15 protein-coding genes are annotated in these 14,397 nt (G+C 58.7%); 6 read left to right on the forward strand and 9 right to left on the reverse strand.

The genetic code is table 11. The features are described from left to right. Positions 1–31 precede the first annotated feature (31 nt). The 4 genes from cheA to motA all read right to left on the reverse strand — a co-directional run bounded on the left by cheA (position 32) and on the right by motA (position 4,666). Positions 32–2,263 (reverse strand): chemotaxis protein CheA, encoded by a 2,232-nt coding sequence (gene cheA, locus HB633_RS23130; protein ID WP_213780451.1) that lies wholly within the window; start codon positions 2,261–2,263, stop codon positions 32–34. Between the two features lie 105 nt (positions 2,264–2,368). Continuing rightward, positions 2,369–2,749: a response regulator gene (locus HB633_RS23135; protein WP_213780452.1), complete on the reverse strand. Its 381-nt coding sequence runs from the start codon at positions 2,747–2,749 to the stop codon at positions 2,369–2,371. Positions 2,750–2,796: 47 nt separating this feature from the next. After that, positions 2,797–3,768 (reverse strand): flagellar motor protein MotB, encoded by a 972-nt coding sequence (gene motB, locus HB633_RS23140; RefSeq protein ID WP_213780453.1) that lies wholly within the window; start codon positions 3,766–3,768, stop codon positions 2,797–2,799. Positions 3,769–3,805: 37 nt separating this feature from the next. Then, on the reverse strand, positions 3,806–4,666 hold the full coding sequence (gene motA / locus HB633_RS23145) for a flagellar motor stator protein MotA (protein ID WP_061998271.1): 861 nt from the start codon (positions 4,664–4,666) through the stop codon (positions 3,806–3,808). 702 nt (positions 4,667–5,368) lie between these two features. Between motA and HB633_RS23150 the strand changes: the two genes are divergently transcribed. After that, positions 5,369–6,433, forward strand: coding sequence for a glycosyltransferase family 4 protein (locus HB633_RS23150; protein ID WP_213780454.1), 1,065 nt, complete (start codon positions 5,369–5,371; stop codon positions 6,431–6,433). Positions 6,434–6,625: 192 nt separating this feature from the next. Here HB633_RS23150 and HB633_RS23155 read toward each other — a convergent pair whose 3' ends face one another. Next, entirely contained in the window at positions 6,626–6,931 is a 306-nt protein-coding gene (locus tag HB633_RS23155; RefSeq protein ID WP_213780455.1) for an H-NS histone family protein, read from the reverse strand. 293 nt (positions 6,932–7,224) lie between these two features. Here HB633_RS23155 and aqpZ point away from each other — a divergent pair, with 293 nt between their 5' ends. After that, positions 7,225–7,944 (forward strand): aquaporin Z, encoded by a 720-nt coding sequence (aqpZ, locus tag HB633_RS23160; RefSeq protein WP_056358277.1) that lies wholly within the window; start codon positions 7,225–7,227, stop codon positions 7,942–7,944. Between the two features lie 350 nt (positions 7,945–8,294). Then, a complete protein-coding gene (locus tag HB633_RS23165) occupies positions 8,295–8,594 on the forward strand; it encodes a PXPV repeat protein (RefSeq protein ID WP_213780456.1) in 300 nt (99 codons plus the stop codon). Between the two features lie 75 nt (positions 8,595–8,669). Here the strand turns inward: HB633_RS23165 and HB633_RS23170 are convergent, their stop codons facing one another. Both HB633_RS23170 and HB633_RS23175 read right to left on the reverse strand, forming a co-directional pair. Continuing rightward, positions 8,670–9,503 carry a Cof-type HAD-IIB family hydrolase gene (locus HB633_RS23170; RefSeq protein ID WP_213780457.1) on the reverse strand — a complete coding sequence of 278 codons (834 nt, stop codon included), beginning with the start codon at positions 9,501–9,503 and terminating at the stop codon, positions 8,670–8,672. Positions 9,504–9,542: 39 nt separating this feature from the next. Next, positions 9,543–10,445, reverse strand: a complete 903-nt coding sequence (locus tag HB633_RS23175) for a BadF/BadG/BcrA/BcrD ATPase family protein (protein ID WP_213780458.1) — start codon at positions 10,443–10,445, stop codon at positions 9,543–9,545. 161 nt (positions 10,446–10,606) lie between these two features. Between HB633_RS23175 and HB633_RS23180 the strand changes: the two genes are divergently transcribed. From HB633_RS23180 to HB633_RS23190, 3 genes are all read left to right on the forward strand, one after another. Next, a complete protein-coding gene (locus tag HB633_RS23180; RefSeq protein WP_213780459.1) occupies positions 10,607–11,251 on the forward strand; it encodes a DNA-3-methyladenine glycosylase I in 645 nt (214 codons plus the stop codon). Positions 11,252–11,730: 479 nt separating this feature from the next. After that, positions 11,731–12,156 carry a hypothetical protein gene (locus HB633_RS23185; RefSeq protein WP_213780460.1) on the forward strand — a complete coding sequence of 142 codons (426 nt, stop codon included), beginning with the start codon at positions 11,731–11,733 and terminating at the stop codon, positions 12,154–12,156. A 69-nt stretch (positions 12,157–12,225) separates the two neighbouring features. Further along, the gene (locus HB633_RS23190; RefSeq protein WP_213780461.1) at positions 12,226–12,585 is read left to right on the forward strand and encodes a hypothetical protein; all 360 of its coding nucleotides are present in this window, start codon (positions 12,226–12,228) and stop codon (positions 12,583–12,585) included. A gap of 123 nt (positions 12,586–12,708) precedes the next feature. Here the strand turns inward: HB633_RS23190 and rpsU are convergent, their stop codons facing one another. Together rpsU and HB633_RS23200 are read right to left on the reverse strand one after the other, a co-directional pair. Then, entirely contained in the window at positions 12,709–12,921 is a 213-nt protein-coding gene (rpsU, locus tag HB633_RS23195) for a 30S ribosomal protein S21 (protein ID WP_031357080.1), read from the reverse strand. A 363-nt stretch (positions 12,922–13,284) separates the two neighbouring features. Continuing rightward, positions 13,285–14,232, reverse strand: a complete 948-nt coding sequence (locus HB633_RS23200; protein WP_213780462.1) for an aldo/keto reductase — start codon at positions 14,230–14,232, stop codon at positions 13,285–13,287. Between the last annotated feature and the right edge of the window lie 165 nt (positions 14,233–14,397).

A 14,397-nucleotide genomic window follows, 5' to 3' on the forward strand; every position in this document is an offset into this window, starting at 1 on the left:
TTTTAGCTCCCGTCCGTTGTCTGGTTAATGCTTAATGAGTAAGCGACGCCACAGCGCCATGCGCGGTGCGGTTTTCGCGGTTCAGCGCCGCCACGTCCACGATCAACGCAACGCTGCCGTCGCCGAGAATGGTTGCGGCCGAAATGCCGTGCACCTTGCGGTAATTCGTTTCGAGGTTCTTCACCACTACTTGCTGCTGGCCGACGAGTTCATCGATCAACATCGCAAAGCGCCGTCCCTCGGACTGGATGATCGTGATGATTCCCTGCGTGGGTTCGGTGCGGGCATCGCTGACTTCGAAGACCTGGTGCAGCGCGACCAGCGGCAGATATTCGCCACGCACCCGCACCACGCGCTCGCCGCCGGCGACGGTGTAGATATCGTCGGCAACGGGTTGCAGCGACTCCATCACGAAGTTCAGCGGCAAGATGAAAATCTCGCTGCCGACCTTCACCGACATGCCGTCGAGAATCGCCAGCGTCAGCGGCAATACAATCTTGGTGGTCGTGCCACGGCCTTCGCGCGACTGGATTTCGACGTGACCGCCCATTGCCTGTATGTTGCGTTTCACCACGTCCATGCCCACGCCGCGGCCGGAGATATCCGTGACCTGATCGGCGGTCGAAAACCCCGGCATGAAGATGAGTTGCCAGACTTCGTCGTCGGACATCGATTCGCTGACCTGCATGCCCTGCTTCACGGCCTTCGCGAGAATCTTGTCGCGGCGCAGGCCCGCGCCGTCGTCGCTGACTTCAATCACGATGTTGCCGCCGTGATGCGCCGCCGACAGCACCAGTTGCCCAGCCGCAGCTTTACCGGCCGCACGGCGCGCTTCAACGGTTTCGATGCCGTGATCGAGCGAGTTGCGCACGAGGTGCGTCAACGGATCGATGATGCGTTCAATCAAGCTCTTGTCCAGTTCGGTCGCCTGACCGAACGTGACGAGTTCGACTTCCTTGCCGAGCTTCGCGGCGAGATCGCGCACGAGACGCGGGAAACGGCTGAAGACGTAATCCATCGGCATCATGCGGATGGACATCACGGCTTCCTGCAAGTCGCGCGCATTGCGTTCGAGCTGCGCCATGCCGTTGAACAGGCGATCGTGCAAGGCGGGATCGAACGTGCTGGTGGTTTCGGCGAGCATGGCTTGCGTGATCACGAGTTCGCCAACGAGGTTGATCAGCTGATCGACCTTCTCCACGCCCACGCGAATCGAACTTCCTTCCGATGCAGCCGGCGCCGCTGCCGCACGTACCTTGGGCGCTTCGGCCGGAGCCGCTGCCGCCGCAGTGTTCACGCGGGACTCGGCGGCAGCGGTCGAGGCCGCCGCCGGTTCCGTCTTCTCTACTTCAGGTGCTTTTTGCGCCACCTCTTTGGTTTCTTCTACGGCTGCAACCGGCGTTTCAACCACTGATGCGTTTGCTGCATTGCCACGGCCAATCGCAATCTGCGATTCATCGATAACAAAACAGCACACGGCAACAATGTCATCCGCCGATACATCCGAGTCCAGCCACAACGTCAGGTCGCCGCCCGACTTCTTTTCCCCGACGACAGTCCCCAGGTTTCCAAGCTCCTCGGTCAACAGAGCCTGGTCCTTCTCCCCTACCCCACGTAACGTAATCTTCAGATGCGGGCCGTCTTCAGCACTTGCGTCCGTACCTTCCGGCGCGCCTGGAAACTCCGTCCAGTCACCCTCTTCTTCCACGGCTTCATTGGCCTGCTCGACCACATGCGCGGGCGGCTCGTTCGGTCCTAGCGCCATCGCGACTTGCGCAAGATCCTGGGCGATAGCGGCTCGATCGGCGAAAGATGGTGCCGGTTCCGCAGCGGCTTCGGGCGCATGGCCCACGTCCTTACGCGCGTCGCCTGAATCGTTGTCACGCAGGAACTCGAGCTTCGCGCAGATCGCCTTCGCGGCCGCCGCATCCGGCTCGGCACTCGCACGATACGCACCCAGCTGATCCGACAACACGTCCTTGGTTTCAAGGAACGTGTCGATCATGTCGCGGCGCAAGACCAGCTCGTTGTTACGCGCCCGGTCGAGCAGCGATTCGAGGATGTGCGTGGTCTCGGTCAGCGCCGAGAAACCAAACGTCGCCGCTCCGCCCTTGATGGAGTGTGCCGCGCGGAAGATCGCGCCGAGGTCCTCGGGATCGGGGTTCGCCAGATCCAGCGCGAGCAGCAACTGCTCCATGTCGGCGAGCAGCTCGTCGGCTTCATCGAAGAAAGTTTGATAGAACTGCGTAATGTCGAGTGTCATGCCTGGGTCACCACCGGATGCCTTGTCTGTCGTCGCTGTGCGCGTCGTAACTGCTTGTGCTTTGTCTTGTGCTGCGTGCTTCGGTGCTTCTGTGTTTCAGGTGCTTCAGTGCGATTGTTCGGCGTCCGACAAGGTCGCGACCAGCTCGGTCAGCATGTCGGGATCGATCGGCTTTTCAATCCAGCCCGTCGCGCCCGCTTCGCGCGCCGCCACCTTGAACTGCTCGCTGGATTCGGTCGTGAGCACGAGGATCGGCGTGTTCGCGTACGCACGATGTCCGCGCAATTTCACGATCAGATCGAGTCCGCTCATGGCCGGCATGTTCTGGTCGGTCACGATGAGATCGAATTGCTCGGCGAGCGCAGCTTCGTAGCCTTCGGCGCCATCCGCGGCAACTTCCACGCGATACCCCGCCGCCACAAACGTCGCCGATAAAACCTTGCGCATGGAAGCGGAATCGTCGATTGTCAGAATGTTCTTGATCATGGTTTTGTCGTACCTGTCCGATGTCTTGATGCGTGTCCTGAAGCTGGTTATTTCGCCGCCGGTCTGCCCGGCACGAGCGCGCCGAGTCCGAGCGTGGCGTTGCCAGCGTTGAGGGGATTGCTGGTGATCGTGGTCGCTTGCGAGTCGTCGCGCGTCATCGACTCTTCCGATTTGTGATTCAGGACGAGAATGCTGATGCGGCGGTTTTCCGGATCGAAGGCGTCCTTCTTGTTCAGGTTTTGCGTCGATGCCAGTCCGATCACGCGCAACACCTTCGCTTCATCCATGCCGCCCGAAATCAATTCGCGGCGCGATGCGTTTGCCCGATCCGCCGACAATTCCCAGTTGCTGTAACCCTTCTCGCCGCCCGCGTATTGCGTGGCGTCGGTGTGTCCCTGCACGACGATGCGATTCGGCACGTCGTTGAGCGCCTTGCCGATTTCGCGCAGGATGTCGCGCATGTACGGCTGCACGGAGTTGCTTGCGAGGGCGAACATCGGGCGCTTTTGTGTATCTACAATTTCGATGCGCAGACCTTGCTGCGTCGAATCAATGCGAATTTGCTGGCGGAACTGGCGCAACACCGGATTCGCTTCGATCGCCGACATCAGCTTGACCTGGAGGTCGTGCAAACGCGCCTGGTCACGGCGTTCGAGTTCGCCTTGCGCGTCTTTCAGCGTTTGTTCATCGATTCGATTCGAGCGCCGCGTGCCGTCGCTCATGCGTGTCGTGCCTTGCTCGGGGCTGGAGATATCGCGTCCGCCGCCGTTTAGGATGCTCGAATCCATGCCCGAGCTCTGCCCGCCCATGATCGCGTTCTTGAGCGGCATGTTGAAATATTCCGCGATGCCCTGGCGCTGCACCGGCGACACCGCGCTCAGCAGCCACATCAGCAGGAAGAACGCCATCATCGCTGTCATGAAGTCGGCGTAAGCGAGCTTCCACGCGCCGCCGTGATGCGCTTTCTTGCTCGATATGATCCGTTTGATGAAGATCGGGCGGTCGTTCTTGGTGGACATGGCGGTTTCTCCGGGAGCGCGTGTTCGCTTGAAAGCGTTACTTCGCCTTCACGCGGCGCACGTGTTCTTCCAGTTCGGAAAACGACGGACGCTCGGTGGAGAAAAGCACCTTGCGGCCAAACTCGACCGCAATAGCCGGGGCATAGCCATTCAGGCTCGCGAGAATCGTGACCTTGATGCACTGGAACATCTTCGTGGACTCGGCCACGCGCTGTTCCGCGACGCTCGCCAGCGGTCCAATCAGTCCGTATGACAACAAGATGCCGAGGAACGTACCCACCAAGGCCTGCGCGATCATTTCGCCGAGAATGGCCGGCGGCTGATCGGCCGATGCCATCGTGTGGACCACGCCCATCACGGCCGCGACAATGCCGAACGCCGGCATTGCGTCGCCGACTTTGTGCAGCGCTTGCGCCGGGCCTTCGCCTTCGGCGTGATGCGTCTCGATTTCCTCGTCCATCAGGCTTTCGATCTCGAACGCGTTCATGTTGCCGCCCACCATCAGGCGCAAATAATCGGTCAGGAATTCGACAATGTGGTGATCGGCCAGGATCTTGGGATACTGGGCAAAGATCGGGCTCTTAGCCGGATCATCGATATCCGATTCCAGCGTCAACGTGCCTTCCTTGCGCGCCTTGGCAAGCAGCACGTAAAGAAGCGCCATCAACTCCATGTACACATCCTTGTTGTACTTGGAGCCCTTGAAGAGCGTCGGAATCACGCGCAGCGTGGCCTTGATCGTCTTCATGCCGTTGCCCAGGATGAAAGCGCCAACGCCCGCGCCGGCGATCATCAGGATTTCAACGGGCTGGACCAGCGCGCCCAGATGCCCGCCTTCCAGCGCATAACCGCCGAAAACCGACAAAAGCGTCACTAGTGTTCCGATGAAAATCAGCACAATCGAATCCTCATGGTTGCATCGGCGAAACCGCCGTTAAGTGGTTTACGGCAGGAGGCTGGAAAACTTTGAAGGGAAATGGGAGGCGCGAATTCGGCCGCGGCTTTATTGGCGGGGCGTTTACCCGTGTAAGGTGAATTGGGGCAAGGCGGATTTCAGGAAAAAATCGGGCAAAGCTGCCGATTCATCGCGTGATCCTGACGAGACCCGCAATCAAATTACCTATGAAGTCGGACTTTTCTTACAAGACGGTTGCTGTGACGGTTTAACGGCACGACGCGGGGTTACTTCACCAAATCGCGCAAGACCGCTCGGTTTTTCTGAGTGAATCCCATACGAGCCGGGCGTCCGCGCCTCCTCACACTTGGCACAGGCATTGCTCTCTCTTGCGTCCTGGGGCATCGCATCGTATTCATTGCAAAACGATGATATGAGCGCAATCGCCCGCCAGGCAAGGACTTTAGCCGCTGTTTCTGTTTCGTAACCGGCGGTGTTTCGCCCTGTAACAAGGTTAAGCGTTTGAAAAATGACTCGGTGATCGCCGGAGTCATCTCGATAATGGGTCGTAAGGGATAACCCGATTCACCCGGGTCCGATTTCCAACGGGGGCGGCAGCATAGAGGCTGGCCCGTCCGCAAGGCTTCAGCGGTTTTCTATCGGAAATCCGTTTTTGGAAGCCGTAACGAACAGGAGAGTCACGTTATGCGTATCGCACAAATTGCACCCTTGCACGAAGCAGTTCCTCCGAAGTTTTACGGCGGTACCGAGCGCGTTGTCTCGTATTTGAGCGATGCCCTGGTTGATCTCGGTCACGACGTGACGCTCTTCGCAAGCGGGGATTCGGAAACCAAGGCGACGCTGGACGCGGCGTGGCCGCGTGCGTTGCGCCTCGACCCGACCATTCGCGACTGGAACGCGCCGCATGCGCTCCTGCTGGAAAAAGTGCGCCGCCGCGCGCATGAGTTCGACGTGCTGCACTTCCACCTCGACTACATGCCGTTCTCGACGTTCTCGCAAATGGACACGCCCTTCGTGACCACGCTGCACGGCCGCCTCGATTTGCCCGAACTACAACCGGTTTTCGATGCATTCCCAGAAGCGCCGGTCATCTCGATCTCGGATTCGCAGCGCCAGCCGTTGCCGCAGGCCGCTTGGCTCAACACGATTTATCACGGGCTGCCGCAGAATCTTTTGACGCCGCAGACGCACAAGAAGCCTGAATATCTCGCGTTCCTCGGCCGTATTTGCCCGGAAAAGCGTGCCGATCTGGCCATCCAGATTGCAGCGCAAACGGGTCTGCCGCTGAAGATCGCGGCCAAGGTAGACAAGGTCGACCAGGAATACTTCAAGAGCACGATCGAACCGTTGTTGTCGAGCGCGAATGTGGAATTCGTCGGCGAAATCAACGAGCAACAAAAGCCCGAGTTTCTGTCTGGCGCGAAGGCCTTGCTGTTCCCGATCGACTGGTCAGAGCCGTTTGGCCTGGTGATGATCGAAGCCATGGCGTGTGGTACGCCGGTGATCGCGTTCAATCGCGGTTCGGTGCCGGAGGTGATCGATCACGGCGTGACGGGTTTCATTTGTGAAGACGTGCAGGGTGCGGTTGGCGCGCTGCAACGACTGGACGAATTGTCGCGCACAGAAATCCGCGCGCAATTTGAACGCCGCTTCTGTGCAAGCACGATGGCACAGAATTACGTGGATAGTTATACGGCGCTCCTTCAAGCGGCAAAGCGTCCGATGCTGCGTCAAGTCGCAGTAGGTTGAATCGGAAAGGCTTTGATCAGGCCGATGTCGCTTACATGCTTCAACGCGACATCCGACCGGATTTAATGTATCCACCAGAAATGCATTGATTTATTGCAGCGCAAAAAAGTCCACCCGCATGGGTGGACTTTTTTTTGCCATCGGACACGCCGGTCGCAATCTTTTCGCTGCCTGTCTCAATACCCGGCCATGTCAAGAATGGTCCTGGTTAATCAAGAATCGCTCGCGGCTTTTACCTACGATCCATTTCGGCGGTTTACCACGGCCGCTCCACGTATTACCTGACTTGGGATCTTGATAGACGGGCGGCAATGGCTCCTTCTTCGGCGGCCGACCACGACGTACAACCGTCAATCCAAGATCCTGCGCCGTAAGACCATATTCAACGATCTTCCGCCGGATATCGGCGAGTACCGCTTCCAGCTCCGCGCGCCGCGCTTCTTCAGCCTGCTCCTGAAGTTTGGCGATCTGCGCCTTCAACTCAATGTATTGCGACATTTCCGTTCCTTTCTAATAGGCAGCGATTATTGAGAAGCCTAACGGCATTGAATAAAAGATGCAACGGTCGCTAATGCAATTGCAGAAAGTCTGAAACCAAATAAGAAAATTCCTGAAACTATAGATCAATCTTAATAGGAGTTCCCTTAGTTATGGCTTATTTAACAATTGTTGACAACTACTCCTGATACTCGGATTACACTGCCTACCCGCTGCTCTGGTCGAACAAATTAACGGCGATCATAAGCAACGGGAGTGTTTCAGTTTTTTATATATTTTTAGGACTTCGAATCATGCGATTAGGACAGCGCCTCGGCGCAGAAATGTTTGGTACGTTCTGGCTCGTGCTGGGCGGCTGCGGAAGCGCAGTGCTCGCCGCGGGATTTCCTCAACTTGGTATCGGTTTTGTGGGCGTCTCGCTCGCGTTTGGTTTGACCGTGCTGACCATGGCGTATGCCATCGGTCATATTTCGGGTTGCCACCTGAACCCGGCCGTGAGCGTTGGCTTGACCGTCGCGGGCCGCTTCCCGGTGCGCGAACTGGCTCCGTACATTGTCGCGCAAGTGATCGGCGGCATTCTCGGCGCCTACGTGTTGTCGGTTATCGCAAGCGGCGCGCCGGGCTTCGACCTGGTTGCAAGCGGTTTCGCGACCAACGGCTTCGGTGATCAGTCGCCGGGTCACTACTCGATGATGGCTGCACTCGTCTGCGAAGTGGTCATGACGTTCTTCTTCTTGTTCGTCATCCTTGGCGCGACGGATAGCCGCGCGCCTGCCGGCTTTGCACCGATCGCCATCGGCCTGTGCCTGACGCTGATCCACCTGATCTCGATCCCGGTTACGAATACGTCGGTCAACCCGGCTCGCTCGACCGGCCCGGCGTTGTTCGTGGGCGGCGCGGCTGTGGAACAACTCTGGTTGTTCTGGGTTGCTCCGATCATCGGCGCAATCATCGCTGGCGTGGTTTATCCTCTGCTGACCGGCGCAAAGAACCGGGCGCTTGCATCGGCCTGACTTAAAGCCACTCAAGCTGCATAGAAAAACGGGCGCCTGGCGCCCGTTTTTTTGTTGCTTCCGGGCCTATTCGTTATATATCCAGTTGGCCATTATGAATTGGCTGCGACAAATGTAATGTGTGATTACTGGTTTTCGAATCCGGAAACGCGGAATGCAACCGCCGTATCTTAGCCATTGACCCGCAAAGCTTTACTCATCAATGCTTTCGCGTACCTTCGCCCGGCGTTTTGATGCAGCAGATTCCCTTTCGCGATACTTTCACCCGGTAACAACTCGTCGATACTCGTAAGACTACGGTTGCGTACATTGGATTCATGCGACACGCGTCGCCCAAAACGGAGAACACCATGAAACGCATCGTTACTCACTTGCTCGTTGCAGCCGGTCTTGCGATGGGCGCAGTCGGAGCCGCGCAAGCGCATACGGATCTGAATATCGGCTTGTCGCTGGGCGCACCGGTTTATTCGCGGCCGGCTCCGGTTTATGTACAACCGGCTCCGTATTATCGCGCTGCACCGCCGGCATGGCGTCACCACGACGAACCCCGTTGGGGAGGGCCGGATCGGGGACGTTGGGATCGTACGGGCTGGGACCATCGGGACAATTATCGCGGTGATAATCGCGGCGGATGGAATCATCGCGGATAAAAATGCCCGTTCGGTAAGGTACGGTACACAGCTTAAAAATAAAGGGAGCGGCCATTACCGGCGCTCCCTTTATTGTTACTTGCGTTGATCGCCTGCGGTGAGTTTGTCGTTCATGCTGAACAAACTACGTAATTGATGCGCAACACCCGCTTCAAAGTTATTACCGGTTCGCGGAATATTCGGTAATAGCCTGGCCAGATCGGGATTGGCATTTTTCATCATGAACGGCCGGCCGGCCGTTTCAAGCAAGTCGATGTCATTCATGTTGTCGCCGAATGCCACGCAATGCGCGGTATCGATATCGAGCCGGTTCAGCACAAATTTCAACGCCCTTCCCTTCGATACATCCGACGTCATCACTTCCAGACAATCCGGCATTGAGAAGGTGACGTAGATGGAATCGCCAAACTCACGCTCGAGATTCGCCGCGGTCACCTTCAGATCATCTGGCTCCCCGATATACAGCACTTTCGCAATGTTCTCGCCGTCGTGCTGGCGCAGGTCCATCACGTCGTAGTTGAAACCGGAGTCCTGATGGAATTCGAGCAAGTTTGGCGCGTGCCGGTCGATCAACCAGGCGTCGTCGGCAAAAAGATTGACGATCACGCGCTCGCTGCCTGCCAGATCCGGCTGGACGAGCCGGCGCACGGCTGACGGCGTAATGTCGCGGGCATAGATACGCTCGTTGTCAGGCGCATGAATACGCGCGCCGTTCGAAGTGATCAGGTAAGCGTTGATACCCAGTACCATGCGAATCCCTACCACGTCCCTGTAATGCCGCCCCGTAGCGATGATGAAGCGCACGCCTTGTGCTTCCAGTTCGCGGACCGTTTCGACTGTGAACGGATCGACCTGATGGTCGTTGTTGAGCAAGGTGCCGTCGAGATCGGTTGCGATGATCGAATACATGGGAAGCCGCATCCTTTAAGCCGTTAGGAACCTGGCATTCTAGCGCGCTGGGCGAGGTTTTCCGGTGGCGGCGCGGTGAGCGAGTTGCAGCGCGCCCATGGCGGAGTCGGCGATCGGGGGGCGCAACCGGGCGCGAAGTGCCTCGGGCACAAACGGCTCAAGCGGGATTGCAAGGCCACCGCACAACGCGGCCGGCATGACCTGCCCCGGGTCGAGTGCCCGTACCATTTTCTCGATCTCGCGGCCGGCCTCTTGAAGCAGGCGCTCAGCAAACGGATGACTCTGGTGCTCAAAGATGGTCGGCGCGAGCGTGGCATAGGAAGTCTGGTTGGCGGCGCTTAGCCAGACCACCAGGCCATCGCGGTCAGCGGCCTTGGTGCATTCGAGCAGCGCGCGAGACCAGTCATCGGCGGGCGCGCGGCCGTCCAGGACCTGCTGCAAGTGCACCGCTGCGCGCATACCGAGCCATGCGCCACTGGCTTCGTCGCCGCTAGGAAAACCGTAGCCGCCCGCGATCCGGACCCGGCCCTCTGCGTCGAGCGACGCCGCGATACTGCCCGTGCCCAGCGCCACGATCACACCGGGCTCGCCGCCGTGGGCGCCCAAAAGCGTAGTCAACGCGTCGCTTTCTACGGCAAGCGCGCATCCGTGGGGGGCGGTCTCGTGGAACTGCGCCAGCCAACCTGGGTGGTTCACGCCAGCCAGACCGCAACCGAGCGCGCACGCACTCCATTCGAACTGCAAGCCGGCCGAACCGAAGGCGCGAGAAATCGTCGCATCGATTGCTTTCCAGGCGCGCTCGACACCAAGCCCGAGGCCCGATGGTCCGCCTGATGCGCGAGCGAGTTCCATGCCGTTTGCATCGGCCAGGACGACGCGCGTGCCGCTGCCGCCGCCGTCGACGCCAACGAGATAAGTGTAGGAAGGGTTTGAAGTAGTCATGCCGGAAGCTTAACGGCACGGCGGGCGCACCGCCACTCAGCCGAATGGGGCAACACTTGAGTGCGCGGCTGCAATCACCGGCCAGGCCAATCGGCCGACTATTCCGCAAGCGGCCTTGCCCCTATGCTGATTGAACGCCCACATGCTCTCCCGAATCAGCCATGACCAGCAAAAAGAACGCATCCAAGCCCCGAAAAAATCCCGAGCCGCACCGCTGCGGTTGGGTGAGTACACCGGCACTTGCCCATTACCACGACACGGAATGGGGCGTTCCCTCACACGACGATCGTCACCTTTTCGAAATGCTCGTGCTCGAAGGCGCACAGGCTGGCCTGTCCTGGGCCACGATCCTCAACAAGCGCGAAGGCTACAAGACGCTGTTTCACAACTTCGATATCGACAAGGTCGCCGCCTTCACTGAAGAGGACGCCGCAAAACTCCTGCTCGATGCACGCATCATCCGGAACCGCGCGAAGATTGCGTCCGCCGTCGCCAACGCGCGCGCGGTTCAGCGAATCCAGGCTGAGCACGGCTCCCTGGCTGCATTCGTGTGGTCGTTTGTTGGCGGCACGACTATAGACAATCCACACGCGTCGTATTCGCAGGCTCCTGCGTCCACCGATATATCAGACGCGCTGAGCCGTGCGCTCAAGAAATTCGGCTGCAGGTTCGTGGGGTCGACCACGTGCTACGCCTTCATGCAGGCAACAGGCATGGTGAACGACCACGAATCGGCCTGTTTCTGCCGCGTACATCGGGATACTGGAGCAGCGAAGCGCCCATCCGCCAAAAAATCATCGGATTAGGAAATTCATTGGCACGGCCTTGCCACGCGAATATTGCGTTTTCGCAACAATTTTCGCTGTTTTACGCATCCTCAGGGAAAATCCCGACCACAAGGCTTTTTGGCGGGTGAATAACGCTCTGAAGCCTTTACTACAAAGACTTCAAGGCCGGTCACGGTCCGTGCAGAAATGCGAGCACCATGTCAATATTGCGACCTACTGCGCGCCAGCACCCACTTTTTACCGGAAAGAACCGCTATAAATCAAGTGCGAGCCGGCCTTGCGGCGAGTCGCCGGCCAAGCGCCGGCGGTTAGGGCGCACGACTTGGCCGAAGCGTGCTTGAGTCCTGGCGGGCGGTATTGCAGGAAGCGAATGACGAATCGAAAAACGCGGATTGTGTGGTTAACCGCGCTAAGACGATCGGATTCGCGGCCGATACTAATAACGCTGTTTGATGACACCCACGAAGCGCCGCGATGTCGGTGCAGGGGAAAGCAGAATGAAAAACCTCAACTTTTTGACGCATCAGGAAATCTTCGATCGCGCCGTGCATCACCTCTTTGGCCAAGGTCAAGCTGCGCTACTGCCGCGGGGCGGCGGTGCGTATCGCGGGTACTGCGGCGGATGTCCTGTCGGCAGCTTCATCAAGCCGCGCGACTACATGACGGCAATGGAAGGCGTGCCTATCCGCTACATCGACAAGGGTCCCGAGTCCGTGCCGTCGTATATGGATGTCGGCGTAACGGCGCTGAAGCGCGCGTTGTTGCGCTCGAATATCAATGTCTACGATCCGACCACAGTCGAACTGCTCAGTTGCCTGCAGAACGTGCATGACGTGTTTGGCAAATGGGAATGGCGCGAGCGGTTTGCATCGATTGCGCGCCAGTTCAACCTGTCGGCAGACCGCTTGAAGTCGGCGGCTTGAGCCGAAAGGACATTGCCTGATTCCTTCGAGTTTTCGGGCAACGCTTTATTTAGAACAACGAGTAACGCAATGTTAACGGCAAGAGACATCTACGAACGCGTGAGCGCGCATCTGCTCACGCAGCGGGCCGTGTCGGAGGATGACAACGGTTCGTGCCGGCTACGCAGCAGCGATGGCCGCAAGTGCGCTATCGGGTCGCTGATCGCAGACGATGTGTACCGGCCGGATATTGAAGGCGTTGGCATTTCCTACTACCGGAACGCGCGAGATGGGTCGCTGTTGCGCGCGCTGTATGCGTCGGAAGTGAATGCTTACGATCCCGAGATTGCCGAGTTGTTGATCGAGCTGGAAGAAGTCCACGACGATTTCAGCGTGGACGAATGGCCGCAGTTGCTGGCACGCCTGGCGGAGCGCCACGCATTCGTCTGAAGCCTCGTCTAAACCTCGTTTGAAACCTGAGCACAAAGCAAAACGGCGATGCAACCCTTCCGGGCGGCATCGCCGTTTTGCTTTGTCACGACCTCAACAAACAAGGCCGCGACATGCCAAGACTTAGTGAAGCTTCTTGGGCAGCATCTGGCTGCGCAGACGCTTGCGCAGGCGGCTAACTGCAGCCGCTTTCTTGCGCTTGCGTGCTGTCGTCGGCTTCTCGTACGACTGGCGTTCGCGAAGTTCGGCGATCAGGCCGTTCTTTTCGATGGTCCGGCGAAAGCGACGGATCGCAACGTCGAACGGCTCGTTTTCTTTCAAAACAATAGTGGTCATGGAAGTCCTAAATCGCTAATACGTTTTTCTGACTGCGCGGCGAAGCGTAACCAAGCGGGCTTACGCCGCGCGCCGGCACTCCGATCGTCCACCCAACGCGGCGAACACGAGCAAAGCGGCCACGGAGGCCGGAAAAGAGAGAGGTGGGATTTCACCGCCGATCACGGCATGCGCATTCCCTGGAATCCGGAACAGCGCACTTCGGGCCGCCAGACGTCGCGAAAAAATGCGGCGTCATCGGGCAAAAATCTCGATTCGGGCGAGATGTTATCAGATCGTCGACGTATCGCCAACCCCGCAAACCCGGTCTGCGGGGTGCAACTCTATGAAAATCCGCGGTTTTTCAGGCTTTTATGCAAAAACTCATGCCGGATTGCTGACCTCGTTCAGCAACGCGATGTCTTCCGGCGTAAGCGTGATACGCGTGGCTTGCGCAAGACTTTCGATCTGTTTGACCGATGTCGCGCTGGCAATCGGCGCCGTCACGCTAGGACGCGCGATCAGCCAGGCGAGCGCGATTGTAGCGGGGGCCACGCCGTGCCGGTCGGCGACTTTGACGAGCGCATCGATGATCGCCAGGCCGCGATCGTTTAGATAACCCGACACTTTCGAGCCGCGCGCGGCGTTCTCGGTATCGGCTTTGGAGCGATATTTCCCGCTCAGAAAGCCGCTCGCCAGGCTGTAGTACGTCACAACCGAGACTTTATGCGCCGTCGCGACCGGTTCCTGGTCGCCTTCGTAACCCGCGCGATCGTAGAGGTTGTATTCCGGTTGCAGCACCTGATAGCCCGGAATTCCCTCCTTTGCGGAGATTTTCAGCGCCTCTTCCAGCCGTTCGCCCGTGTAGTTCGATGCCCCGATCACCCGCACCTTGCCGGCCGCGATCAGCTTCTGGTATGCGCCGAGAGTGTCGATGAGCGGCGTTTTATCGTCGTCGCGATGGGAAAAATAGACGTCGATGTAATCCGTCTTCAGCCGCTTGAGCGAGTCGTTCACGGCCGCCTCGATGTTCGCCGCCGTCAACCCCGGCCGCGTGCTCAGCATGCCGACCTTCGTGGCGAGCACGACTTTGTCGCGCTTGCCGCTTTCCTTCAGCCACTTGCCGATGATCGTCTCGGATTCGCCGCCCTGGTGGCCCTCGACCCAGGCGGAATAGACGTCGGCGGTATCGATGAAATTGAGGCCATGGTCCACGAAAGCGTCAAGCAGCGAGAAGGACGTGCGCTCGTCGGCGGTCCAGCCGAACACGTTGCCGCCAAAGACGAGCGGCGCGACCTTGAGGTCCGACGTACCGATGGTGCGATGTTGCATGGGTTTCTCCTGTCGGTGGCATTGAGACGAAAAAGCATACGCGTTAACCGCAATGCCCGCCGGCGCACGGATGACAGGAAAAGCGTCGCGTGCCGTGTCTGGATCGTGTGAACAGAGTGACTTTTCCTGCCTAGTTCCCCGAATTCGATTGCCTTTCGCGGCCGG

This window comes from Caballeronia sp. dw_276, assembly GCF_018449635.1.
Taxonomy (GTDB): Bacteria; Pseudomonadota; Gammaproteobacteria; order Burkholderiales; family Burkholderiaceae; genus Caballeronia.